The following is a 25,192-nucleotide window of genomic DNA, read 5'->3' on the forward strand; positions in this document are numbered from 1 at the left end:
GTGTAACAGATGAAAAAAGTACTTGTTACCGGCGGCTGCGGATTTATCGGTTCCCACATTGTGGAGGAATTGATTGAGAGCAGCTACCAAGTCGCTATTATTGATAATATGGTTACCGGAAATAAAAAGAATATAGAAGGCCTGGACCGTGTCGAGCTGTTTGAACATGATATTACAGATCCGGGTGTGGTTGAGCTCGTTGTTTCCATTAATCCGGATTATATCATCCACCAGGCTGCACAGGTAAGCGTGGCACATTCGGTAAAGGATATGAACTACGATGAGCAGGTCAACATTGCAGGCTCGTTAAATATCATCAAGGCAGCCGCCGCGTGCAAGGCCGAGAAGCTTGTTTTTGCTTCTTCTGCAGCAGTCTACGGAAACCCGGAATACTTGCCGATCGATACAGAGCACCCGGTGTCTCCACAGTCTCCGTACGGCCTCTCAAAGCTGACGGTCGAAAAGTATCTTGAAATTTGCCATGAACTGTACGGATTAGATTACACAGCACTGCGCTATGCAAATGTGTATGGCCCAAGACAGGATGCACATGGGGAAGGCGGAGTCATTGCTATTTTCTCTGAAAAAATTGCAAAAGCTGATGCACCTGTCATCTACGGTGACGGTGAACAATCAAGAGACTTTGTCTATGTGAAGGACGTAGCGCATGCCAATGTGCAGGCCCTTACGAACGGATCACGGCAGGTTCTGAACGTTTCCCGTACTGAATCCATTACAGTCAACCAGCTGTTTGAAGTGATGGCAAGGATTGCAGGCCAGGAACTGAAACCGTTCTATGAAGAAGAACGGGCAGGAGATATCAAGCACAGCAAGCTTTGCAACAAAAAAACAATTAGTGAATTGAAATGGAACCCGGAGGTTGGTCTTGAAGAAGGCTTGAGAAAAACCCTTGAGTTCTACCAAATGGCTTAATACAATAAAAAAGGTTGTTGACCTTGGTCAACAGCCTTTTTTAAAGAAAATAAAGACGGCGCAGAAAATGCTTACGGCAGCTGTTCTTTCCCTTCGTATAAAACGAGAGCGTGAAGCAAATACATAAGGGAAAGTGAATACGTCCGTTGTTTGCCAAACGCAGCCGTTTATGTAACTCTTAATAGGGGGGTAAGCATGAGATACCAACTTTCCGGTCAAAGAATCGTCATAAGCATGCTTTTGGTGCTTACAGGCTGCTTGATGACCATTTTAACTATACAGTTTGGAATGGATAAATTCCTGCTGTTTGCTGCATTACTGGCAGCTGCAGCCGTTTTCCTGATCGTTCGGCCGTATATTCAATCAGAAGGCTTTACTATGCTTGTATTTTACGTGCTGATTGCATCTACTTTTTTTAACAATGCCCTTATTTCTGTTAACTTAGGATTCTTCACACTTTTCCCTTACCGCTTAATGCTGATCGTCCTTGGTATTGTGTTGATTGCGCGGCACTTTAATGACGGCATTTTAACAGACCTCTGGCGAAAAAATCAAACGAAGGAAATCCACACCTTTTTTATCTTCTGGCTGGCTTACGGGCTATTGTCGCTTCTCTGGGCAGAATCTGTAAAAGATGGGATCAAAGGATACTCTTTACTGTTTATGGGTGTTTTTCTTGTCTTTACAGTGGGTATTTATTTCAACCGGCTGAACAGACTTTCCACCTTCTATTACATATGGGTTGTTATGTCTTTGCTTTTATGTGCCATCGGTTTTTGGAATAACCTCACACATCAGCATCTGCCCAGCTCCTCATTGTTTGAAGGACCGGCATACAAGCAGCACTATCCGACATCTGTCTTTGTTAACCAAAATGATTTCGCAACCTATTTAACCATAACGGTGTTCCTGTTTTTAGCGATGCTGAAGAACAGCCCTCATGGATTTTGGAAAATCACAGGAGCTGTCGGATTCTTATCCAGCCTTTTCCTGATCTTTGCTACAGACTCGAGAGCAGGGATGCTTGGAGTAGCAGTCGGCCTTGCCGCTTATTTCTTCCTTCTCCTTCCCCGGATCTTGAGGAAGATTTCGATTTATGCCGCTGGAATCGGGGCGGGTCTTGGCTTTATCCTGTTCTTCTCTACGATTTACGAGAAGGTCGCTTCCATTCTCGCAGGCCCGGCAACGAGCGATTTTTCAGTTGTTCTTAACTCGAATGAGGTCAGGGTCAATCTGATTAAAAATGCAGTCAATCATATGCTTGAGACTTACGGATTTGGTGTTGGTGCAGGGAATGCAGAATACTACATCGGAAATTACAGGGTATTTGATACAGAGAACATCATCAATGTGCATAACTGGTATGCTGAAATCTTGATGAACTATGGGTTTATCATATTCATTGGGTACATTACCATTTATGCCTACCTTGTCTTTTCGCTTTTAAAAGGATACAGCCGAAAGATGCATGCAAACGAAAAAATGCTGATCGAAGCATTATTTGCCGGTATGGCTGCTTTTCTGGTGTCTTCCATCAGCCCGAGCTCAGTATCAAATCTATACTTCCATTGGGTACTGGTCGCATTTGCAGTGGCTCTGGTGAATTATATAAGGATCCGAAAAAAACAGGAAGATCCTTTTACCCGCAGCTGATCAATGGAGAAGGTCTTAGGTGTACAACCATGAATGGAGTGAGCGTATGAAGCTTATAATGGATCTATTTAAACGACTTAAAAAGAATATTGTCCTCGTTATCTTGGTTCCCTTCCTTTTAGCAGGAGTCGGATACTTTTATGGAGCAAAGTCTGAGAGTCCTGAATTTTATTCAGCTACTACTAAAATGAAACTTGGTAAGTACGAGGATCAGGAAATGAATTTGGCTGAAAATGTTAAGGAGTACATGCTTACTGAAGATTTTATTTTTCAGGCATTTAATGAGAGTGATGATGAAAAAATTGCTGAAATAACTCAAAAGATTAAAATTGAAAATGAATCAGAAACATCTGTTAGGATCACCTATAGCGGGGAAGACGAAAAGGACGTTGAAAATGCAGTGGAAAAAATGTCCAACCTGTTCCTGTCGTATGATTCTTTAAAATATAAGGACTACCAGAAAATCCTAAATGAAACCATTACTGAATCAGAAAAAGCAGAAGCAAGTTCGGAATCATTTGGGGAGGCGCAGCGTCTCATTTTTGAAATGCGGGAAAAAGAACGTACATCTAAGAAAGCAGACGCTGGAAAGATAAATGTAATGCCGGAACTGTCTTCTGAAACGTTCTCACCCAAAAAAAGAGCCCTCCTTGGATTTCTTGTAGGAGCAGCACTTGTTTTCTTCTATATTGTCATTCCTGTATTGTTCAGGATGAATGATAAAAGATAAAAGGAGTTAATTATGATGGGCAACCAGGAGCTTGTTTCCGTTATCACACCAACCTATAATTCCGAAGCTTTTATCTCCGCTACCATTGAGTCTGTTCTCCATCAAACGTATGAGAACTGGGAGATGATCATTGTGGATGATGCATCCGCTGATTCGACAAGAGAGATCATTTCTGTTTATGCTGAACAGGATTCCCGGATTAAGCCGATTTTTCTGAAAGAGAACGGCGGGGCTGCTGTGGCCAGAAACAAGGCATTGCACGCGTCCAAAGGTACGTTCATGGCGTTTTTGGATGGGGATGATCAGTGGCTCCCGGAGAAGCTCGAACGCCAGATTCGGTTTATGAAAGAAAAGGACTATGCTTTCACTTTTACAAATTACGAGATTATGGACGAAAAAGGAACTCCGCTTGGAAAGTATGTAGAAGCGCCTGCTCAGATGACTTATCAGGATCTACTGAAAAACACGATCATCGGCTGTCTGACCGTAATCGTCAACAGGGAAAAAACCGGCCCTTTCCAGATGCCGAATATCCGTACAAGGCAGGACCTGGCCCTCTGGCTGCAGCTTCTTCGGAAAGGGTTCACTGCCTATGGTCTGCAGGAGAGTTTATCCAGGTACCGTGTTGTACCTAATTCCATCTCCAGCAACAAAATTAAGGCTGCTAAAAAGAACTGGTTTGTTTACAGACATATCGAGAAATTGAGCTTAATAAAGTCCGCCTGGTATTTTAGTCATTATGCACTAAACGCCATAAAGAAAAGAATTTAGGGATTGGGTGTGTAAGTGTTGGATAACCAGAAGGTCATTCATGTCATCGTCGCAACAGCAGAATGGAACAAAGACGGATTAAGATACCGCCGTCACCGTCTGGCAGAATTTCTGAAGCAGCAGCCTGATACTCAGGATGTATATTGGGTGCACCCTTCCGAGTCCCCTTCAAGTGAAGAAAAGGAACTCGCGAATGGAATTATTCAATATCCGGTTAAAGACCTGCTGAAACACCGTCTATTCCGTTTTGGACGCTACTATGACATCTTTTACAAAAGAAAATTAACAGCTCTGACAGAAGTGCTGGAAGGGCAAGAGAACATCCGGAAAATTTTGTGGTTCACTTTCCCTGGCTTTCCTGGTCTGGCACACATGCTTAAGTGGGACAATGTGGTTTATGACTGCAGTGACATGTGGACCATTTCAATGACGGGTAAGAAAAACCTGGTGATGAAAATGCGGGAGAAAAGCATTCTTCAGGCAGAAAACCAGGTAATTGCCAATGCTGATCCGATTTTTTGCACTTCTGATTATTTAAATGCGAACGTGAAGAAAAACCCTTATGCTAACGAGAAGAAGGTTACAACCTTTGAAAACGGCGTGGAGTTTGCTCTTTTCCAAAATCATCAAGCAGAGCTGCCTGATGTCCTGAAGAGCATGCAGGGACCTGTGCTTGGTTTTATTGGCGGCATTAAGCCCAAGCTTGATTTCCCTATGCTTCAGCTGGTGATGAAACAGCGTCCGGACTGGACGCTGCTATTTGTAGGACCAGACGGTACGAATCAGGATCCTGCTTTTCAAGAGCTTCTGAAGCTGCCGAACGTGATCTGGACTGGAAAAGTGAAGCCGGAGGAAGTCCCTGTTTACATGAGCAAAATAGATGCAGGGATCATGCCGTATAAACCTTCTCTGTATAACCAGGCTGTTTTTCCGCTGAAAATGTTTGAATTCCTGGCAGCAGGAGTCCCTTCTGTTGGTGCAAATCTTCCGTCCACTGAAAAATTCGCTCAAAAAGGGATTTACGAGTATCAGACCGGCCGGGACCATGAGGAATTTATCAGCCATTGCGAGGAACTGCTGAACAGTGAGAGCCCGGAGCTGCGGGCACAGCGAGTCGAGCTGGCTAGATCGCAGGACTGGTCGATCATATTCAATAAGATGCTCCATAAAGTAATGAATTGAATGTAAAAAGCCGTGATTCCGAGGATCACGGCTTTTTTATATGCATATAATCGAAAAAAGTCAGGAGTATGGCACTCCTGACTTTTTTACGATCAATTATTCAATTCCTGTTTTATGCTTTGTCCGCGTTCTTCACGAATGCTCACCGTTTTATGATCCAGATGATCCTTCAGCTGGTCTTTCAATTGTTCCAGCTCTTCTTCAAGAGGCTGGAAATAGTACCCGCTCTGGAGGTTCAGGTCCTCCCCTTCAATCTTCAGCTGATCAATCTGACTCGTTTTAAATCCGCTGTATTTCTGCTGAAAGCCCATTGCTTCGGAAATACGGAGATTTGTTTCTACATTTTCAGAAATCTGATTAGCAATATCATCGACCTTCAATATATTCTGAGGGCTTGTTGCTTTTTTAATGATCGCCGTGATGATTTCTTTTTGCCTGTCATTCCGTCCAAAATCTCCACGTGGATCCTGTTTTCTCATCCGGGCATAGGCGAGAGCTTCTTCACCGTCCAAAGTCTGCTTGCCTTCTTTAAAATAAATGCGCTTTCCGGTGACGTCACTTTTTTCACTGAAATCAAAAGGAACATCGACTTCCACTCCACCAAGCTCATCAATCACTTTCTTGAATGCTTCAAAGTTAACGGTCGCATAGTAATCAATCGGAATATCGAGGAAATCTTCTACCGTTTGGACGGTCAGTTCCTTCCCTCCATATGAATACGCATGGGTAATCTTTGTCTCGCCGTGCCCCTCCACGTCGACAAGTGTGTCGCGAGGGATACTCAGCATTTTCATTGATTTCTCTTTTGGATTCAGCGTCATGACGATCAGGGTATCGCTTCGTCCGCCTTTTCCGCCGGTTGAGTAATCCTCAACCCCCATGATCAAAATTGACACAGGATCCTTTGCGAGCTCAACAGCCTGCTCACGCAGTTCAGACTTTTCTCCCCGCTCAAGTCCCTGAAAGGATTTATCTGCTGCCTGATAAGCAGAAACCCCGATGTAGGCAAGGTAGCCTCCGCCGGCAATCAGAACCAGCAGCAGCAATAGCATAATCCGTTTAAATACGGATTTTTTCTTTCTCTTCTTTCTGACTACTCGTCTGTATTCAGCCATTCCATCTTCTCCTAACTAACCTCTTCTTCCAAATACGTGACATCTCCTTCGCTGATTTTGGCTTGTCCATTTGTCAGTTCAGTCATCCACTTGGTGAAGGTTTCCGTTTGATCTGCGGCAGCATATGTTTCAATCTCAACATCTTCGAGATAATGAATGTCTTTTAAAAGGTACGCTGAGGAACGGAGCTCATTTTCGAGCTTTCCGAGCCACGTATAGTCAATTTTAGTATGCATAATTTTCATTAATTTACGCTCTACTATACCTGTATGGTTCAATCCTTCTGAAACCGATTGCCCGTACGCGCGAATCAATCCGCCTCCGCCGAGCTTAATGCCGCCGAAATAGCGGGTTACCACAGCAACCGTATCCTTCAGCTGGCGTTTTTTCAGCACTTCAAGCATCGGAATACCTGCTGTTCCTGTCGGTTCGCCATCATCACTTGCCTTTTGAATCTCATCTCTCTCTCCTATTAAATAGGCAGAGCAGTTATGATTGGCACTGGAATGCTTTTTCTTAATAGCCTGTATGAAAGCCTGTGCTTCCGCTTCTGTGGAAGCCCTGCTGATATGGCAGATAAAACGCGATTTCTGAATGATTATCTCATGCTCTCCGCTGCCTTTTGCTGTATAATAAGTAGAAAGCATGTTTGGACACCTCCTGGCCATAACGGGGAACCCATCTGCTCGTTCCATCAGATTTTTCTGCAAATTGCGAGCGTTTTTTCACGCCCGCATTATTTCATTATATAGCGGTGCCGCAGTGACTTCAATCACAAATCGATAACAGAATCATGACATTTACAGCAATGGAGGTAATTTCTGGTGAATGCCAAGAAGCTGGACAGTGTAGTTTTAGATGAAATCCTTAATAAAATGATTTCTACGGTGGATGGGAGCAAGGGTGAGATCTTCGCAATCGGCGAGCAGTCAAGAACCCAGTACGAATCACTGGTAGAAGAACTGTCCATTATAAAAACACAGGTGAACGATGTCATTGAAGCGGGGGACAAGCTCGAGATTCAGGCAAGACATGCCCGCAAAAGACTGTCCGAGGTCAGCAAAAACTTCAACCGGTTTACAGAAAATGAAATCCGGGAAGCGTATGAGAGAGCTCATGCCCTTCAAGTCGAATTGACCACCATGCAGCACCGGGAAAAACAGCTGAGGGACCGGCGTGATGAGCTGGAACGCAGGCTTCTTGGCCTGCAGGAAATTATCGAGCGGTCAGAGGCACTCGTCACCCAGATCGGCGTCGTGCTGAATTATCTCAGCCAGGATCTCCGCCAGGTCGGCATGCTTTTAGAGGATGCCCAGGCGAAGCAGGACTTCGGTCTGCGCATCATTGAGGCACAGGAAGAAGAACGGAAAAGAGTCTCCCGGGAAATCCATGACGGTCCTGCGCAAATGCTCGCGAACGTGATGATGCGCTCGGAATTGCTCGAACGCATATTCAGGGATCGGGGAACCGAAGAAGGCTTTAAGGAAATCCGCAATCTTCGCCAAAATGTCCGCAATGCCCTTTATGAAGTGAGGCGTATTATCTATGACCTAAGACCTATGGCGCTGGATGATCTGGGATTAATTCCTACCCTTCGAAAATACTTACATACGATAGAAGAATACAACGGAAAAACAAAAATGAGCTTCCAGAGCTTTGGTGAAGCAGAGGAAAGAAGACTTCCGCCAAGATTTGAAGTGGCTCTTTTCCGCCTTGCCCAGGAAGCCGTCACAAACGCCCTGAAGCATGCTCAGGCGAAGGAAATTTCCGTGAAAGTAGAGGTTTCGCCTGAGTACGTCAACCTTTTGATCAAGGATGACGGCAGCGGCTTTGATATGAGCGAGCTGAAAGAAAAGAAAAACAAATCGTTCGGGCTTGTGGGCATGAAGGAGCGGGTAGAACTGCTGGATGGTTCGATGGACATCAGCACGGAGCTCGGTAAAGGAACCACCATCATGATTAAAGTTCCTTCCATATTTTAGACGTTTCTTTCCTCTGCTTCCTGGTCTACCCTTGAAACAGGGAGAAAAATAGCAAAACCGTAAGAAAAAAGTCGTAAAATTGCGGTCTGCCTTCGCTCCGGCAAAGCGATGAAGTAGAGTCAAAAGGCTTATTGACGATGGGTATGAGGATTGGACTAGAATGAAGTGAGCGAGGAGGCGTATTCAGTTATGAAAACTAGAATCGTAATTATCGATGATCATCAATTATTTAGAGAAGGCGTTAAACGAATCCTTGATTTTGAACCAACATTTGAAGTAGTAGCAGAAGGTGATGACGGCGACGAGGCAATGCGCATCGTAGAAGAGCACAGACCGGACGTCGTCATTATGGATATAAATATGCCAAACGTAAACGGTGTGGAAGCAACCAAACAGCTCGTTGAAGCCAACCCGGAAACAAAGGTCATCATTTTATCCATCCATGATGATGAAAACTACGTAACCCGTGCCCTCAAAACAGGTGCACGCGGCTATCTCCTGAAAGAAATGGATGCCGACACACTGATTGAAGCCGTTAAAGTCGTGGCAGAGGGCGGTTCTTACCTTCATCCGAAGGTTACCCACAACCTCGTCAACGAATTCCGCAGACTGGCTACAACAGGCGCAGGCGGCGGCGGACAGCAGCTGCAGCCTGAAATCCGCAGACCGCTTCACATCTTGACACGACGCGAATGCGAAGTGCTTCAAATGCTCGCTGACGGTAAATCCAACCGCGGCATCGGCGAAGCCCTTTTCATCAGCGAAAAAACCGTCAAGAACCACGTATCCAACATCCTCCAGAAAATGAACGTAAACGACCGTACCCAAGCGGTGGTTGTTGCGATCAAAAACGGCTGGGTCGAAGTACGATAATTTTGTAGAACCGTGCTCCTTGAAGGAGGGCGGTTTTTTTGTTTTGGTGGGGCGGATGGGTAATATGTGGAGGACTGAGGCGGGGCATGGGCTGGCAGCTAGCTTGGGGCGGGGGGAGGCGTAAGTGCCGTGCTCTGACCCCACCTTCGCTAAAGCGTTAAACCTCCGTCACCCTTCTCTACAAACTGGGGTGTAGCAGGGGTTTGGAGCGAAGAAGCTTGTTCCCCCGCCGCTTTAAAGCATGTGGGGTCAGTGCTGAGCTCTGACCCCACTTTCGCTAAAGCACTAAACCTCCGTCCCCCAACCGACCGAACGAAAGTGGGGCAAGGGTTTGGAGCAGTCCAGCTTGTTCCCCTGCTGCTTTAAAGTATGTGGGGTCAGAGCAACCATCTCCTTCACTCAAATAAAATACAAGTTTTTAATTGCAGCAGCCCTTAAACCGCAGCTGATCGTCATTGCGCGATAGCGAAATTTGCCGCAACGTGTCGGTAAATCGCTTTTCGACAAGATAGATGACTCTATCGACAAAATAGATAACTCAATCGACAAAATAGCGAACGCTATCGACAAAATACTTAACGCAATCGACAAACCAGCCCAGCCCAGTCTCCGCTTTCCACACCCCTGCATCCTGCCTTTTCCGTTCCCTTCCAAAAATAAATGAAACGGAGTAATGAAATTTTACGTAAAGTTCTATAGAATAGAGAGTAATCACTGCGATTCTGTTATAAGGAAGGTTTCTAAAGACGATGAAAACGGCAATTCTGACCGATAGCACGGCCTACATACCGAAAGAACTGCTAAATGAGCTGGATATCCACCTGATTCCGCTCAGTGTCATTTTTGGCAGCGAAACGTATCAGGAGGAGCTTGAGCTGAGTGCTGCAGATTTTTACGCTGAGGTGCGCAGCCGGAACCAGCTGCCAACGACTTCACAGCCGCCAGTCGGAAAGTTTCTCGACATGTTCGAAGAGTTCTCCAGGCAATATGATGCGGTGATCTGTATCCATCTTTCTTCCGGGATCAGCGGGACGTATAATGGTTCCATTACCGCAGGGAACATGGCAGAGGGGATCAAGGTGTACTCCTTTGATTCTGAAATCAGCTGCATGGTTCAAGGGTTCTATGTGATTGAAGCAGCCGAAATGGCACGCGACGGCAAGTCTCCTGATGAAATTATGAAGCGGCTGGATGAGATGAAGAAAAGCGTCCGTGCCTATTTCATGGTGGACGACCTCTCCAATCTTCAGCGCGGAGGCCGCCTGAACGGTGCGCAGGCGCTGATCGGTTCCCTTTTGCAGGTGAAGCCGCTGCTGCATTTCGAGAACAAAGTCATTGTCCCTTTTGAAAAGATCCGTACCCGTAAGCGGGCAGTGAACCGGATTTATGACCTGTTCGAGGAAGATGCAAAGCTCGGATTGCCGATGCGGGCTGCGGTGATCCACGGCAACCGTCCGGAGGAAGCGGAAGAAATAAAGGTGGAGCTTGAAGCGAAATATCCGCACGTTACCTTCTACTTAAGCTATTTCGGAGCGGTCATCGGGACCCATCTCGGTGAGGGCGCACTCGGTTTAGGCTGGTACATGGAGTAAAAAACTCAGAGCAAACGCGCTCTGAGTTTTTTAGCATTGGCAGACCATGAGATGATTTCCGTCCGGATCCTTAAAGGTGAAATAGTGCCCGTGCTCAATGCCGGTCACAAGCTCAATTTCCAGGTTTTTGACGTAGAAAAAAGCTGCTTCCACATCATCGGTGTTAAAGTGAAAAGCCGGTGTCTTAAAAGTGTGTTCCGGCGAATAGATTTTGCTGTCGAGCACGATCCCCGGGCCCTTCATCGGTAAAATATAAAGGTGCCCAAACTGAATCTCCCCATCTGCTTTCACATTTAACAGCCTGCAATACCAGTCTCTTGCTTTCTCAATATTCTGCACCGGTATAAAAACTGTGCCGATTTGGTTCGAAATTGTCATTTGAGTTTCCCCCTTAAATGTACTTTTCGCTGTGGACTTGAAAAAACCTCTAAATGCCAATAGTACCTTTTTGAAACTATCCAAAGAAGAATAAACCCGTTTTCCTCTGTGAAATCTGGAGTTTTTAGCTGCTTTTTTCCTTTAATCGCTTTTAGACAGATCTCCTTTGCAAAGTGCATACTGAAGTAAAAAAGGAGCTCCAATTCATGTCACCGATTGATCTTCGCAACCACCTCGCCGGCCGCCACCTGCTTTCCTCCGAAATCCCATTTCCTCCAGAACTCCTCCAGCATCAGGACATTCAAAAAGAAAAAGGTGTCACCAAAAAAGGCAGTAGCTACCAATGCACCCGCTGTCTCAACAGCAAGCGCCACCTCTTTGCCTCCTTTGATTGTGCAAAATGCGGCAGGCAATGTACATACTGTCGGTCGTGCATCATGATGGGGCGGGTGAGTGAGTGTGAAACGCTGTACAGCTGGATCGGAGAATCCCTCGTTCCGCCATCATCAGCCGGTATGAACTGGAGCGGGATCTTATCCCCCCTGCAGGAAAAAGCCTCACTGAAAATTAAGGAAGCCATCGAACAACATACGGAACTTCTTGTCTGGGCTGTATGCGGAGCAGGAAAAACAGAAATTCTCTTCGAAGGAATTGAAGCAGCATTGCAATCCGGCAGACGTGTCTGCCTGGCAACGCCTAGAACAGATGTGGTTCTCGAGCTGCTGCCGCGTTTTAAACAGGCGTTTCCGAATGCGGATCCGATAGCGCTCTACGGCGGAAGTGAGGACCGCTTTTCTTCCTCAAGCCTTATTTTATCTACGACTCACCAGCTTTTCCGGTTTAAACAAACGTTTGATTGCCTCATCATCGACGAGGTGGATGCCTTTCCTTTTTCGGCCGATGAGACATTGCAGAAGGCTGTGGGGAAGGCCCGGAAACAGGAAAGTACACTGATCTATTTGTCAGCAACTCCCTCCGGAAAAATGAGAAAAAATAAAAACCTTCCGCATATCAAAATCCCCGGCCGCTACCACGGGCACCCGCTGCCCGTCCCGCGCTTTCAATGGATCGGCAGCTGGAAAGGCAGTCTTCTAAAGCAAAAGCTTCCTTCCCCATTTCAAAAATGGGTAGAGGACCATCTGCAAATCCAAAAGCAGGCATTCGTGTTTGTTCCAAACATCCCCGTTCTAAATCAAGTCACCTCCGCGCTTCAAAAGCTGAACGCTTCTATAGAAGGAGTCCATTCAGAGGACCCGGACCGGAAGGAGAAGGTTCAGCGTTTCAGGGAGGGAACGACTCCAATCATTGTGACGACGACGATCCTCGAGCGCGGAGTCACTGTACCGGATACGGAAGTGGCTGTCTTTGGTGCGGAGGAAGAGATCTTTACGGAAAGTGCTCTTGTGCAGATCGCCGGCAGGGTGGGCCGCCACCGTGATTACCCGGCAGGTGATGTTGTCTTTTTCCATTACGGCAAGACTCATGCGATGATCAGCGCGAGACGCCATATCCAGGAGATGAACCGGGAGGCGGGGCTATGAGCTGGTGTATTCTGTGCCACGGGTACATGCAGGAGCAGGTGAGCTGGGGCATCCTGTTTGGTACGGATCCTGTGCCGGCAGCCTGTGAGCCGTGCCTTGAAAAACTCACCAAAATCTCAGGTCCCCGCTGCAGCAGGTGCAGCCGGCCGATGGAGGAGGAACGGGTGTGCGGGGACTGTGAAAGGTGGGGGGCTGGGGTTCTCGACCGCAACCTTTCCGTTTATTCCTACACCGATTCGGTGAAAGAAATCATGAACCTTTACAAGTTCCGGGGAGATGCCGAGCTGGTCCGCCTGTTTGAAACGGATATCCGGACAGTGGCAAAACAGCTGCCGAAGAAAGCGATGCTCGTTCCGATTCCCTTGTCCATTGAGCGGCTTCAGGAAAGAGGCTTCAATCAAGCCGAGCTGCTCGCAAAAGCGATTCGCAGGCCGATCCTTCTTCCTTTGGAACGGATCACTTCTGAAAAGCAGTCAAAAAAATCAAGAAGGGAGCGGCTTGCAGGGGGCCCGCTGTTTAAGCTGTCTTCGGATCATCTGCTTCAGGGAGCGGTCCTGGTTATAGTGGATGACATCTATACGACCGGAAATACCGTGTATCAGGCCGCCCGTCTTCTTAAAGATGCCGGTGCCGCAAGCGTTTCCTCACTTACCTTGATCAGGGGTTAAAGGTTCGATCACTTCTGCCGATATAGAAAATAGAGTAAGATAAGAGGAGACGACCTGATGAACGAGCTTGCGAATTGTCCAAAATGCAATGCCCTCTTTGTGCAGACACAATTTCGCACCGTATGTGCGGATTGCTTTAAAATAGAAGAAAAACAGTTTGAGACGGTATACGGTTTTTTAAGAAAGCGGGAAAACCGGAAGGCAAAATTGAATGAAGTGGTCGATGGAACAGGAGTGCCGGAAGAGATCATCCTGAAGTTTATCCGGCTCGGCCGGCTGCAGCTGTCAAACTTCCCGAACCTTGGCTATCCTTGCAGCAAATGCGGCAGCCTGATCCGCGAAGGCAAAATCTGTGCTTCCTGTACAAAAGACCTGCACGGTCAGCTGCAGCGGCTCCAACGTGAGGAGGAGTTTCAGGGCCAAAAGGTACAGGAGGAGAAAAAAACCTACTACTCCAATTCTACCAAAAGATAAAAAGGCTATTAACTGCTTGAAGAAAGTGACGATATCAACGGTAACCAAATCAGGCAGATGGAGGCGTTACGGATGAAGATCAACAATTACGGTGTCAATGGAATCAACCCTTATAAACGAAGTGCAGATATGGTGGCAAAAACAGAAGCAGCGAAGCAAAAGCAGGACAAAGTAGAAATCTCAAGTGCTGCCAAAGAGCTTCAGTCTACAAACAAGATCTCTGAAGCCCGCCAGGAAAAAGTGGACCAGCTGAAAGCACAGGTCCAAAACGGAACATATGAAATCAAGCCGGACGAAATCGCGAAAAAATTCGCAGACTTTTACAAACAGCAATAAGGAGGAACCGCCATGCAGGCAGCCGCGCTCATACTCACCCTTGAAAAGCTCCTTGAGCAGCATCTGGATCTATATCAAACTGCGTTAAACAAAACAGAACAGCTCAAGCACAACAAGACAGAAGAGCTCAAGCAGACGCTGCAGCGCGAACAGGCTCTTGTGCAGATCATCAAACAGACGGAGGCAGAACGCATCACCGAAGCCTCCCGGTTTCTTGGCCGGCACACCGACCTGACCCTCGCTGCCTGCGCGGACCGGGCAGAAGGCGCGGAAAAGACGCGCCTCTCCAAACTGAAGGAAGAATTCAAAAGCGTTATGGACAAGCTGAAGGCCGCCAACCTGCTAAACCAACAGATGACCCAGCAGGCGCTTCAGTTTGTCACCATGTCACTCGATATGCTCATGCCGAGAGTGCCTGAGCCGAATTATAAGCGGCCTGATGCCGCAAAAAACGAACCGAATCGAAGATCCCTCTTTGATTCGAAAGCTTAAATCCGGAGGAGATCAACGATGGGTTCAACTTTTGCAGGCCTCGAAATATCAAAGCGCGGCATGACTGCGCAGCAGGGCGCACTCTACACGACCGGCCAGAATATATCCAATGCCAACACACCCGGCTACACACGCCAGCGTGTAACCTTTAAAGCTACAGAGGCATTCCCATCTCCAAGCCTGGAAATGCCGAAAATTCCAGGTCAAATGGGAACAGGAGTCGAAGCGGAAACGGTAGAGCGCGTACGCGATAAATTCCTTGATATGCAGTTCCGCAGTGAGAACACGAAAACCGGCTACTACAGCGCACGTTCCGAAGCCCTTTTAAAAATGGAAGAGATCATGAACGAGCCGTCTGAAGCTGGACTTTCCAAAACGATGGACCGCTTCTGGCAGTCCCTGCAGGATCTTGCAGCGAATCCGACGAATACGGGAGCACGTTCCGTTGTCCAGCAACGCGGGATTGCGGTAGCAGATACGTTTAAGTATCTATCCACTTCATTGCAGAGTGTACAAAAGGATTTGAAGAGTCAAATCGATATTTCCGCAAAGGAAATAGAATCAATTGCAAGCCAGTTGAACCGGATTAACCAGCAGATTTCTGAAATAGAGCCTCACGGCTATCTGCCGAACGATTTGTATGATGAACGCGACCGGCTGATCGATCAGCTTTCCAGCTTCGTTCCTGTTAAAGTTTCTTATCCGGTTAAGCCGGGAGGAAATGCCCTTAAAGTGGCTGAAGGCGTTGTAACAGTTGAACTTCTAGGGGCAGATGGAACGACTCCAGCCGGTAAGCTAGTAGACGGGGAAAACCGGACCGCTTCGGCATTCACTGTGGACTACGACAATACTTCAGGCCTGGTAAACGGATTTAAGCTGGGGGATGCCTCCATTGCTCTTAGCGGCATGCAGTCTTCAGGCAAAATGCTGGGACTTGTACAATCCTACGGATACATGGAAGGCGGCAGTGTAAAAGGGACTTTTTCAGATATGCAAAAGGATCTGGATGATTTGGCTGAAGCCTTTGTGGCGGAGTTCAATGCCATTCACCAATCAGGCTATAACCTGAACGAATTTACAACCCCAAAAGGTACAGGGACAGGAATCTCATTCTTTACATTTGAAGCCGGGAAAACCGGGGCGGCAGGCATGAAAGTGACAGATGAAATCTTGACTTCACCGGATAACATCGCCGCTGCCATCGGACCAAATCCAACTGCTGGGAACGGAGCCAATGCTCTTAAACTGGCAGAGGTGAAGAATGAAATCCTCACAGGACTTCCTGACAGCGGAACATTCCAGACGTTCTACGAAAGCATGATCGGCGGAATGGCTGTTGAAGCGCAGGAAGCCGAGCGGATGCTGAACAATACAAATACGTTAAAGGATTCAGTGGAAACGCGCCGCCAATCGGTCAGCGCCGTCTCCCTCGATGAAGAAATGACGAACATGATTCAATTCCAGCATGCATACAACGCATCTGCCCGCATGATCACGATGCAGGACCAGCTGCTGGACACGATTATCAATAAAATGGGACTGTAGGTGACAAAACATGCGTGTAACACAAGGAATGCTCGCCAATAATTCACTAAGACACATCAGCAACAGCTATGGCCGCATGGGAAGCCTGCAGGACCAGCTGGCAACCGGCAAAAAAATCAACCGCCCTTCTGACGACCCTGTTGTCGCCATGAAAGGCATGCAATACCGCACGAACCTGACAGAAGTTGAGCAATACAAGCGCAATCTGTCGGAAGCGTACCAGTGGATGGAGAACTCAGAAGGCGGGATCGAGCACGCAACGCAGGTTATGCAGCGTGCCCGTGAGCTCCTGCTACAGGCGAAAAACGGTACCAACAGCCCGGACGATCTGAAAGCGATCGGAGTTGAAATCGAGCAGCTCAATAAAGACCTTCAGGGAGTCGCGAATACACAGGTAGCCGGCCGCTATATTTATAATGGAACGAAAACGGATCAGCCCCCAGTGGATGGAACCGGAGCATTTAACCCTCTATTGAACGACTACAAAGTAGCCGTTTCAAAAGGCGTAGAGCTTGAAGTCAATGTAAACGGACTTGAAGCATTCGGAGGGAAAATTGGCGGGGCCGGCAATACCCTGTTTCAAACCCTTCAGGGAATCGTTACCGACATCAATTCCGGTACGATGACGAACGGAGATAATCTTCTATCCGATCTGGACGAACACTTCGACAACATGAACGCAGAACGGGCAAAACTCGGCGCGCGCTACAACCGTCTTGAACTCATTGAAGACCGGATCGGCCAGCAGGAAGTAACCGCCAACCGGATTATTTCAGACAACGAAGATGCTGACATCGAACGTGTCATTACTGACCTAAAAATGCAGGAAAGCGTCCACCGCGCAGCGCTTAGCGTGAGCTCCCGCATCATCCAGCCGACGTTAATGGATTTTCTAAGATAAAATAAGGTACACCACACAAGTGCCCGGCATCCTTTCCTGCCAATTTAGGAGGTGCCTGGCACTTTTCAGTTAGGAGCTGAAGTTATGAAAATCCCGCAAATCCGTATCCAAAGCACCCCAGGAAAAATCGGCCACACCACCATCCAGCCCAGAATGGAACAGCAGCAGCCAAAGCCAAGTCTGTCCATCCAGCAGCCAAAAGCAGATTTAACCATTGAAACAACTAAGGGCGAGCTTTCTATCGATACAACCGAGGCCAGAGCCGATGTGGATCTGAAGCACATCTCCAGAAGGATTCAGGAGTTTGCCCAGCAGGGATATCAGGACTGGCTGGAAGGGATGGCCAGGGTCTCCTCTCAGGGGGATGACCTAATGAAAATTGAAAACGGCGGCAACCCCATTCCGGAACAGGCAAGAGCAAACAGTGAGTCCCCAATCTACGACTTTAACATTGCCTTTATTCCAAGAGCGGGCGGCGTAAAGCTAAACTATACACCGGCGCAGGTAAAAATTGATGCGGAACCGAGAAAGCCTGTCATTGATGTGCAAATTAACAAACCTATTTTAGACTATACTCCGGGAGACACGGAATTTGATATGCTTCAATATCCGGACCTCGATATCCGTTTCGAAACGATCGACATCAAGGTATAATGAAAACCAGAAAGGTGGGACATCATGCTGAAAACAAAATATCACGGTGAAATGGAAATCGATGAAGCACAAATCCTGAAATTTGCAGGAGGCCTTCCAGGCTTTGTAGAGGAAAAGCAATTCGTAGTCCTTCCGTTAGAGGAAGACTCTCCTTTTCTCATTCTCCAATCCGCCACCACACCAGATCTCGCATTCGTCGTCACCAGCCCGTTCTTCTTTTTCAAAGACTACGAGTTTGATCTGGACGAGAGCACTGTAGAAGCACTAAAAATTGAAGATGCCAATCAAGTGCAGATTATGGTCATCCTGACCGTACAGGATCCGTTCAACCTGTCCACCGCCAACCTGCAGGCACCCATCGTCGTAAATGAAGTGAACAAACAGGCTAAACAAGTCATCCTGAACCACCCATCCTACAAAACCAAGCACAGCATCGTGCAATAGGGAGGCAGGAACATGCTCGTACTTACAAGGAAACTAAACGAAGCCATCCAAATCGGCGAAGAAATCGAAATCTCCGTCGTGAGCATCCAAGACGGACAAGTCAAGCTCGGCATCAACGCCCCGAAACACATAGAAATCCATCGCAAAGAAATCTATCTGTCCATCCAGCAAGAAAACAGCTCAGCTTCAAATCTATCAGCCGACATCCTAAAAAAATTAACGAATTCCAAACCTTGAGCCCGGTACTCAAGGTTTTTTATTTTTTTCTCAAAACCTATTAAACCCCCGCCACAACCGCCGATATAAGAAATGTAACAAGCAGAAAATAAAGGCGGCCGACTTTAAACACTGCTTGAAAAACCACATGGATGTGGAACCGAAAATCAGGGAGGAAATAATAAAATGAGAATTAATCATAATATTGCTGCGCTTAATACACACCGTCAGCTTACTGCTGCAAACGGTGCACAATCTAAATCAATGGAAAAACTATCTTCTGGTCTGCGTATTAACCGTGCTGGTGACGACGCTGCGGGTCTAGCAATTTCTGAAAAGATGCGTGGACAGATTCGTGGATTGGATCAAGCTTCTCGTAACTCTCAAGATGGTATCTCTTTAATTCAAACTGCTGAAGGTGCATTGAACGAAACTCATGATATGCTTCAGCGTATGAGAGAACTTGCAGTTCAATCTAACAATGGGACTAATACAGCTGGCGATTTAACTGAAATTCAAAAAGAAATTACTGAGTTAAGCAATGAAATCACTAGAGTCGGTAATAAAACAGAGTTCAATACTAAAACTCTGTTAAATGGTTCTCTAGGAGTTCAAGGTGCTAACGGAACTACAACAATTGCACAGTATAGTGCAGCGGGTATTTCCTTCGATTTTGGTGGAGCAGATACAGGTGAAACATTTACGTTTGCTCGTACTGGTACAACTTTAACATTAACTGGAACAAATAGTGGCAAAGCACAAACTTTATCTTTGTCAGATACAACTGCAATGAAAGCTGGTACAACTTTAAACTTCGATTCTCTTGGAGTTAAAATGAGCTTTGCTGCTGACGTTAACTTAGCTACAGGAGTAAATGCGGGGGATATTGCTGCTGACACAGTCACTACAACTGGGACTAATTTACAATTTCAAATTGGTGCAAATGCCAACACAACATTAGGTATTTCCATTGCTGATATGCGTTCAACTGCATTGGGTTCTTCTGCAAGTAATGCAAACGTTGCAAACATTGCGGCAGTAAATGTTACAAATAAAACATTTAACGATAACATTGCAGTTATTGATGAAGCAATAAAAACCGTGTCAGCTCAACGTTCATCATTAGGTGCTTACCAAAACCGCCTAGAACACACAATTAACAACCTCGGAACATCTTCCGAAAACCTAACTGCCGCTGAATCTCGTATTCGCGACGTAGATTATGCTTTAGCTGCATAAGCAGCAACAAGCACAGTCGTCCTAGCTGGTAACGGCTAGAGATCATAATCGGGTGAATTGCTGGAAACCCCTTAAGCTTTTCTTGCCACAACGCAGCCGGAAACGGCAGACGTGAGGGCTTTAAAAAAAGAAGAGATTGGGCAATCAGCAGCCAAGCTCCTGTCTCGAAAGAGTGGAGAAGGTTCAACGACTAGGATATACCATCTAAGGCTTAAAGCTATGGTGATGAAATCCGTAGGTGAAGCAATGGTCATCAGCATTGCGAATCCGAAGTGCCCGACCCCTACTGATCATCAGAGGGTGAAGATATAGTCTGGTCATTTATGAAAGTAAATGTTCGCACGATGGCGAAAGAAATGATGAACCAAACAAAGAATTCTATTCTTTCTCAAGCAGCGCAAGCAATGCTGGCTCAATCCAATCAGATGCCTCAAGGTGTACTTCAACTTTTGAGATAATGATTGCAGGGCGTCCCGCTTGGCAACGAGCTGGATCATAACCGGGTGAATTGCTGGAACTTCCTGAAGCTTTCTTCCCCACAACGCAGCTGGAAACGGCAGACGTGACGGGCTGAAAAGAAGAAAGATTGGACAATCAGCAGCCAAGCTCCTGTGAGGAAACTCTGGAGAAGGTTCAACGACTAGGATATACCGTCTAAAGCAATGTGCCATGACGATGAAATCCGTAGGGTGGCAGCAGCCATTCGAAGTGCCCGGCTCCTTAAATTTTTGAGGATGAAGATATAGTCTATTCCATCGCTGAAAAGCATGGCGGCAAAGCAAGCCAACCAACAACCACAAGGTGTTCTTCAATTGCTTCGTTAATTGGAGACTCAAGAAGGCTTCTTCGGAGGTCTTCTTTTTGCTTTTCTTAGCTCTGCCAGTTTGTAAACGACCGACCAATAGCTTCTATCCAGGGTTTGCGCAATTTTTGCATCTGTTTCTCCCTTTTGTTTTAACGCCATCATTGTTTCTATTTCATTTGCCGTGTAAGGACGGAAATTGTTCGAATGGGCTGAGGTCACTTCATAATCTGGGTATAGTGATCTATATCTTTGGCGTTCTTTTATAAAACGGTACTCCCAGTCAAACTTATACCTCATGCTTTCCAAATTAATTTCGGTGCCAATCAGTTTAAGAAATTGATAAACTTCTGCTGTCTTTTGAAGCTTTAAAATAGTACCTTTTCCATCCTTACGTTTGGAGAGTACCAAATCATAATCAAAGATTTCTTTGATATGTTTTTTTAGAAGAATCAATTCTTCTTCTTCGAAACATTGCAAGTAGAGAGCAATTACTGGGCTTAATGTGATCTTTTTTTTATGGTGGTTGATTCTCCTGCTAATGCAAAGAGATCCGTCATCTAAATATAAAACTGCAATAAAGATTGGATGACTTATGTATCGGAGAAGTTGTACAGGAATTCTTTTATCGGTGTTTTCAGGATAGAAGTGATCACTTAAATAATTAAACATCTCCAAAGATTTTGAGACGATATAATTCCCTTTTTGCCTTTTATAAAGTAATTCAGGAAGGACGGCGCATTTCCACATTCTATAATCCTCTTGCTCTTTTGAATAATGCTCTCTGTAGCTCCTATTGATTCTTCTCGAATTTTTATACAGTTTTGTTATTTCTCCATCTCCTAAAATACTGGCCAATAAAACATTTTGCTGATATGTGGTAAGCGATCCAAAAGTGATCATCTCCTCAACTCCTTCTTTCTATTATAGAAAACATGTGTTCTTATTGTAATTATTTCCCTTTGCATAATTCGAAATACCTTCTCCTTTGGAATTCTCCCCAAAAACACAGGACTTTCCTCCAATTGGGCCATACATCCTCTAAATGATAAAATTAGTAGAAAGTTACATTTTCAAAAAGGCAGGTGTCTTGATGACTACAATTAAACTTGACCATAATACAGTGATGAGCCAGCTTGAGGAGATGGAGAGGGCGCTGAAGGAGGTTGTGATTGAACCTTTTGATGCGGCTTCTTTGGGGGATCTGAAGCTTGCGTTTACGGAGCTTTTGCTTCAGCGCGAGGAGTCGATTCATGTGATGGCCAGGGAGTACATAGAGGCGGTTTCTAAAAATATTGAGGATACGAAGGCGAATGTGACTTCTTTGAAGGAACAGGATGAGGCGATTACTCACTCATAAACAGGAGAGGCAGCGTGGAAAATGGGGAAGATTTATGATTCGGAAACTTTGTTTTCGGCCATTGAGGCGAGGATTGCGCAATACCAGACGCTGAATGGCAAGTTGGTTTCGCTTGAGAAAACGTTTCAGACACTTGTGGACAATGCAGAGTTTCAGGGGAAAGGTGCAGACAATATTAAGGCGTTCTATGAGGCGCAGGTAGATCTTGTTGGAGATTGGAAGAAGCTGATCGAGCATCTGCTGGCGTTTTATGAGGCGGTGCCGGGGTATGCGGGCGATGCCAATTTATCGGACGCCACAAGGGTGGAAACTCCTTTTTTGGAAGAGCAGCTGCAGACGGCATCTTCGAACAGCCAATCCATGGTCGAAGCCCAGCATTCTGAGCTAAAGACGATTCTTCGTTCCATTAACGACATTATCTCGATCACACCTTTTTCCACAGATTCATTTGAAACGAACCGGGAGAAGGCAGACAAGAAAAGAACCAAGACCAAGGAAGCACTGAATCAGCTGGATGAGGGAATGCTCATCGGCCGCTATATGGACAGTATAGATGCACAGACAGCGGTCCAGCAGGCGTACGTCGCGATCATGGAGGCCACATCTAAAGGCGGAACGGTCCAGCCAATTAACTTCAATGCAACGACTTATGAGAAAAACCCGATTCATGATGTCCGGAAATCTGTTTCGGAAAAAGTGGATACCTTCAAAGAGCAGGAAGCGGAAGCGAAGAAGATTCGTGAGCAGATTGCTGCAGAGAAGGCGCGGATTGAGGCGGAGAAAGCTAGAATTGAAGCAGAAAAAAACAAGCCATGGTACGAGAAAGCGGTAGAAGGCGTTAAAACCTTCACTGGAGAATTCAGCGGATATTACGATTCTGTCCGTGCAACTACGGGTGTCGATCCTGTGACCGGCCGTAAGCTTTCCGAAGCTGAACGGGTGGCGGCCGGTGCGATGGCTGCTGCCGGGTTCATACCGGTTGTAGGCTGGGCAGGCCGTGCCATCAAAGGAGGAAGCGCTCTTTACAAAACGGCTAAAGGAGTAAGCACAGCTAATCATATGCTGGATTCTTACAAAGGCCTTAAAGCAATGGATATCCTGAATAAGACGGAAAAAGGGATATACGGACTTTACACAGCGAATAGTGCGTGGGAATTTGGCACCGGTACGGACATGTTCGGCAATCAGCTTACTGAAGAGCAAAGACAGCAAGCGATGTGGAACGGGCTGACCATGGGACTGATTGGCGGCGGAGCCCATTTTGTTGATAAAGGCGGTCTTCAAAAACTGGGCAGCAAATTTCCTTATAGCACGGACTATGTAAAAGGCAAACTGATGAAAGCTGATGAGGCTCTAAAACAGATTGGCAGCCGGGCAGGGTCAAAAGTGGAAGATGCTTTCCGCTTAGCGTCTGAAACATCCAATAAGCTTAAATCAGCAGCCAGTGAAACATTAAAAAATACGGTGAAAAGAGTTGGCAGTATCCCTGTACCAGTTAACCTGAAGGTCTGGAATGCTGATGCTAACGGTGTGAACATTCCTTTATTTGATGTAGAGAAGAAAACGCTTGGTGAGGTGCTCACTAAGTTCTCTTCTAACAACAGCGGAAGAGGGGCAGATTCATTACCAAGAGAAACAATCCATACTTTAGATGAAGCTCATAAATGGGGAGAAGAACACTATTCTGATTGGCTTGAAAACTTGTCAGAAAGAGAAGTTGAAGCATTAAGACAATATACAGGAAATGATTTCAGTAAAATTAATCGATATCTTAGAGGAACTAGTGACAGTCTGCATGGTGTGGATCCGGGTGTTATCCAAGATCTCACGTCGAGCTTGTATAAAGCACAAGTTCCTCATGATATAAGCGTTTTCCGTGGCACAGATTTGGGACCGCTTGATGAGTTGATTACATTTAATGATGAAGGAAGAATAATAGCTGAGAAATTAGTTGGAAAAACCTTTAAAGATTACGGGTTTACCAGTACGTCTATCGCAAAAAGTGCATCGTTTCAAAATTTGCCTGTCTCATGGGAGATTAATGTTCCGAAAGGTGCACATGGTGCTTATCTCGGACAAGTCAGCCACTTTCCACATGAGGCGGAGTTATTGCTTCAGGCACGCCAGGAAATGGTCATTAGAGAGGCATTCTTAGATAATGATGATAGACTGTATATTAAGTTAGACTTTATTTAAAAGTGGGTGTGAAATATGGAAAGAGGAAGTTTGGAAGATAAATGGAAAGACGATAGCGTAACGTTTTTAAAAATTGGTCTAAAGAAAAGACTGATGCCGGCTCTTTATGGAGGAATTGTGGGTGATTTATTAGGTGTGCCTGTTGAGTTCAAGAGCAGAGGGAGCTTTCGTATCCAGGAAGTTACCGGCTACGGAACGTATAATCAGCCTCCTGGAACCTGGTCGGATGATACGTCACTAACCCTATGCCTGATTGAAAATTTATTGGAAGACGGAGATGCGGCGAATCTGCTTGAAAAGTTCAACCGATACAGAACAGAAGGCTATATGACTCCTTATGGTGAGATGTTTGATATTGGCAGAACGACGATTGAATCCATCAGCCGATATCAGAACGGATTAGCTCCAAGAGAATGTGGAGGCGGTTCTGAATTTGATAATGGAAACGGTGCAGTAATGAGAATTGCTCCGCTTGCTTTCACCTTATATAAAAATTTCAACTTTATTGAGAAAGCAGAAGTGATAAAAAAATATAGTGAGGTCACTCACTCTCATCCGCGCTCAATTGTTGGATCCATTATTTATATTGAATTCCTAATAAGAATTTACCACAACAATGATCCGGAAACAGCACTGCAGCAGATTGGAAAGCTATTTGCAGACAACTTTAATGCGGACCACCCCTACACCACCGAACTCCAGCACTATTCTCGGCTGTTCAGCCCGGACTTCTTTGATCTGCCGGAAAGTGAAATCCGTTCGGATGGCTATGTGGTGCATACACTGGAGGCGGCAATATGGTGCCTCGGGAACACGTCGAGCTTTAAAGAGGCAGTGTTAAAAGCTGTTAATTTGGGAGACGACACCGATACGGTCGCGTCTATTACGGGAACGATGGCCGGGATCCTTTATAAAGTAGATGGGCATTTATCCCGTCACATGGATGCAATCCCTGCAGAGTGGCTGGATGCGATTGCCAAGAAAGATGAAGTTGACGAACTGCTGAACAGATTCTTTGAGTTTTGTGCGGAGAAAGCGATAAAAGAGGAATATGGTGAGTAATGGAAAGAACTTCGGCTGCTGCCGGAGTTCTTTTTAGAAATTGCTGAAAAGAG

General features: G+C 46.0%; 27 protein-coding genes. 23 read left to right on the forward strand and 4 right to left on the reverse strand.

Annotated elements, in window-relative coordinates:
• Positions 1-9: 9 nt before the first annotated feature.
• The 5 genes from GKZ89_RS16680 (at position 10) to tuaH (ending at position 5,269) form a co-directional block, all read left to right on the forward strand.
• A complete protein-coding gene (locus GKZ89_RS16680; protein ID WP_155113553.1) occupies positions 10-933 on the forward strand; it encodes an NAD-dependent epimerase/dehydratase family protein in 924 nt (307 codons plus the stop codon).
• A gap of 195 nt (positions 934-1,128) precedes the next feature.
• On the forward strand, positions 1,129-2,586 hold the full coding sequence (gene tuaE, locus GKZ89_RS16685) for a teichuronic acid biosynthesis protein TuaE (protein ID WP_155113554.1): 1,458 nt from the start codon (positions 1,129-1,131) through the stop codon (positions 2,584-2,586).
• A gap of 46 nt (positions 2,587-2,632) precedes the next feature.
• A complete protein-coding gene (locus GKZ89_RS16690) occupies positions 2,633-3,316 on the forward strand; it encodes a GumC domain-containing protein (RefSeq protein ID WP_155113555.1) in 684 nt (227 codons plus the stop codon).
• Between the two features lie 12 nt (positions 3,317-3,328).
• A complete protein-coding gene (gene tuaG, locus GKZ89_RS16695; protein ID WP_155113556.1) occupies positions 3,329-4,087 on the forward strand; it encodes a teichuronic acid biosynthesis protein TuaG in 759 nt (252 codons plus the stop codon).
• Between the two features lie 15 nt (positions 4,088-4,102).
• Entirely contained in the window at positions 4,103-5,269 is a 1,167-nt protein-coding gene (gene tuaH / locus GKZ89_RS16700) for a teichuronic acid biosynthesis protein TuaH (protein ID WP_162357009.1), read from the forward strand.
• Positions 5,270-5,361: 92 nt separating this feature from the next.
• On the opposite strand, the gene GKZ89_RS16705 is transcribed toward tuaH, so the two are convergent.
• The gene (locus tag GKZ89_RS16705; protein WP_155113558.1) at positions 5,362-6,384 is read right to left on the reverse strand and encodes an LCP family protein; all 1,023 of its coding nucleotides are present in this window, start codon (positions 6,382-6,384) and stop codon (positions 5,362-5,364) included.
• 11 nt (positions 6,385-6,395) lie between these two features.
• A complete protein-coding gene (locus tag GKZ89_RS16710) occupies positions 6,396-7,031 on the reverse strand; it encodes a YigZ family protein (RefSeq protein WP_155113559.1) in 636 nt (211 codons plus the stop codon).
• Between the two features lie 177 nt (positions 7,032-7,208).
• Here GKZ89_RS16710 and degS point away from each other — a divergent pair, with 177 nt between their 5' ends.
• The 3 genes from degS to GKZ89_RS16725 all read left to right on the forward strand — a co-directional run bounded on the left by degS (position 7,209) and on the right by GKZ89_RS16725 (position 10,831).
• The gene (degS, locus tag GKZ89_RS16715; protein ID WP_162357011.1) at positions 7,209-8,366 is read left to right on the forward strand and encodes a two-component sensor histidine kinase DegS; all 1,158 of its coding nucleotides are present in this window, start codon (positions 7,209-7,211) and stop codon (positions 8,364-8,366) included.
• A 189-nt stretch (positions 8,367-8,555) separates the two neighbouring features.
• Positions 8,556-9,239: a two-component system response regulator DegU gene (degU, locus tag GKZ89_RS16720; protein ID WP_155113560.1), complete on the forward strand. Its 684-nt coding sequence runs from the start codon at positions 8,556-8,558 to the stop codon at positions 9,237-9,239.
• A 749-nt stretch (positions 9,240-9,988) separates the two neighbouring features.
• Positions 9,989-10,831, forward strand: a complete 843-nt coding sequence (locus GKZ89_RS16725; RefSeq protein WP_155113561.1) for a DegV family protein — start codon at positions 9,989-9,991, stop codon at positions 10,829-10,831.
• A 30-nt stretch (positions 10,832-10,861) separates the two neighbouring features.
• Here the strand turns inward: GKZ89_RS16725 and GKZ89_RS16730 are convergent, their stop codons facing one another.
• On the reverse strand, positions 10,862-11,209 hold the full coding sequence (locus tag GKZ89_RS16730) for a VOC family protein (RefSeq protein ID WP_155113562.1): 348 nt from the start codon (positions 11,207-11,209) through the stop codon (positions 10,862-10,864).
• A gap of 206 nt (positions 11,210-11,415) precedes the next feature.
• On the opposite strand from GKZ89_RS16730, the gene GKZ89_RS16735 reads away from it, so the two are divergent.
• The 12 genes from GKZ89_RS16735 to GKZ89_RS16790 all read left to right on the forward strand — a co-directional run bounded on the left by GKZ89_RS16735 (position 11,416) and on the right by GKZ89_RS16790 (position 20,177).
• Positions 11,416-12,750, forward strand: coding sequence for an ATP-dependent helicase ComFA (locus GKZ89_RS16735; RefSeq protein ID WP_155113563.1), 1,335 nt, complete (start codon positions 11,416-11,418; stop codon positions 12,748-12,750).
• On the forward strand, positions 12,747-13,418 hold the full coding sequence (locus GKZ89_RS16740; RefSeq protein ID WP_155113564.1) for a ComF family protein: 672 nt from the start codon (positions 12,747-12,749) through the stop codon (positions 13,416-13,418). Before GKZ89_RS16735 ends, GKZ89_RS16740 begins: the two co-directional genes overlap by 4 nt.
• Positions 13,419-13,475: 57 nt before the next feature.
• Positions 13,476-13,892, forward strand: coding sequence for a TIGR03826 family flagellar region protein (locus tag GKZ89_RS16745; protein ID WP_155113565.1), 417 nt, complete (start codon positions 13,476-13,478; stop codon positions 13,890-13,892).
• 72 nt (positions 13,893-13,964) lie between these two features.
• Complete coding sequence (gene flgM / locus GKZ89_RS16750; protein ID WP_155113566.1) at positions 13,965-14,228, forward strand: flagellar biosynthesis anti-sigma factor FlgM; 264 nt, start codon at positions 13,965-13,967, stop codon at positions 14,226-14,228.
• 12 nt (positions 14,229-14,240) lie between these two features.
• On the forward strand, positions 14,241-14,720 hold the full coding sequence (locus GKZ89_RS16755; RefSeq protein ID WP_155113567.1) for a flagellar protein FlgN: 480 nt from the start codon (positions 14,241-14,243) through the stop codon (positions 14,718-14,720).
• Positions 14,721-14,738: 18 nt separating this feature from the next.
• On the forward strand, positions 14,739-16,265 hold the full coding sequence (gene flgK, locus GKZ89_RS16760) for a flagellar hook-associated protein FlgK (RefSeq protein ID WP_155113568.1): 1,527 nt from the start codon (positions 14,739-14,741) through the stop codon (positions 16,263-16,265).
• A 10-nt stretch (positions 16,266-16,275) separates the two neighbouring features.
• Complete coding sequence (gene flgL / locus GKZ89_RS16765; RefSeq protein WP_155113569.1) at positions 16,276-17,166, forward strand: flagellar hook-associated protein FlgL; 891 nt, start codon at positions 16,276-16,278, stop codon at positions 17,164-17,166.
• A gap of 84 nt (positions 17,167-17,250) precedes the next feature.
• Entirely contained in the window at positions 17,251-17,820 is a 570-nt protein-coding gene (locus tag GKZ89_RS16770) for a DUF6470 family protein (RefSeq protein ID WP_155113570.1), read from the forward strand.
• A gap of 21 nt (positions 17,821-17,841) precedes the next feature.
• Positions 17,842-18,264 (forward strand): flagellar assembly protein FliW, encoded by a 423-nt coding sequence (fliW, locus tag GKZ89_RS16775; protein WP_162357013.1) that lies wholly within the window; start codon positions 17,842-17,844, stop codon positions 18,262-18,264.
• A 12-nt stretch (positions 18,265-18,276) separates the two neighbouring features.
• Positions 18,277-18,501 carry a carbon storage regulator CsrA gene (csrA, locus tag GKZ89_RS16780; protein WP_155113572.1) on the forward strand — a complete coding sequence of 75 codons (225 nt, stop codon included), beginning with the start codon at positions 18,277-18,279 and terminating at the stop codon, positions 18,499-18,501.
• 165 nt (positions 18,502-18,666) lie between these two features.
• Positions 18,667-19,719 carry a flagellin N-terminal helical domain-containing protein gene (locus tag GKZ89_RS16785; protein WP_155113573.1) on the forward strand — a complete coding sequence of 351 codons (1,053 nt, stop codon included), beginning with the start codon at positions 18,667-18,669 and terminating at the stop codon, positions 19,717-19,719.
• 356 nt (positions 19,720-20,075) lie between these two features.
• Complete coding sequence (locus tag GKZ89_RS16790) at positions 20,076-20,177, forward strand: flagellin (RefSeq protein WP_309599050.1); 102 nt, start codon at positions 20,076-20,078, stop codon at positions 20,175-20,177.
• Positions 20,178-20,551: 374 nt separating this feature from the next.
• Here GKZ89_RS16790 and GKZ89_RS16795 read toward each other — a convergent pair whose 3' ends face one another.
• A complete protein-coding gene (locus GKZ89_RS16795) occupies positions 20,552-21,424 on the reverse strand; it encodes a DNA endonuclease (protein WP_155113574.1) in 873 nt (290 codons plus the stop codon).
• Positions 21,425-21,614: 190 nt separating this feature from the next.
• On the opposite strand from GKZ89_RS16795, the gene GKZ89_RS16800 reads away from it, so the two are divergent.
• The 3 genes from GKZ89_RS16800 to GKZ89_RS16810 are packed head-to-tail and all read left to right on the forward strand — an operon-like array spanning position 21,615 to position 25,139.
• A complete protein-coding gene (locus GKZ89_RS16800) occupies positions 21,615-21,881 on the forward strand; it encodes a DUF5344 family protein (protein WP_155113575.1) in 267 nt (88 codons plus the stop codon).
• A 21-nt stretch (positions 21,882-21,902) separates the two neighbouring features.
• The gene (locus tag GKZ89_RS16805; RefSeq protein WP_155113576.1) at positions 21,903-24,077 is read left to right on the forward strand and encodes an ADP-ribosyltransferase; all 2,175 of its coding nucleotides are present in this window, start codon (positions 21,903-21,905) and stop codon (positions 24,075-24,077) included.
• A 15-nt stretch (positions 24,078-24,092) separates the two neighbouring features.
• Complete coding sequence (locus GKZ89_RS16810; RefSeq protein WP_155113577.1) at positions 24,093-25,139, forward strand: ADP-ribosylglycohydrolase family protein; 1,047 nt, start codon at positions 24,093-24,095, stop codon at positions 25,137-25,139.
• Positions 25,140-25,192: the final 53 nt, after the last annotated feature.

This window comes from Metabacillus mangrovi, assembly GCF_009711125.1.
Classification (GTDB): domain Bacteria; phylum Bacillota; class Bacilli; order Bacillales; family Bacillaceae; genus Metabacillus_B; species Metabacillus_B mangrovi.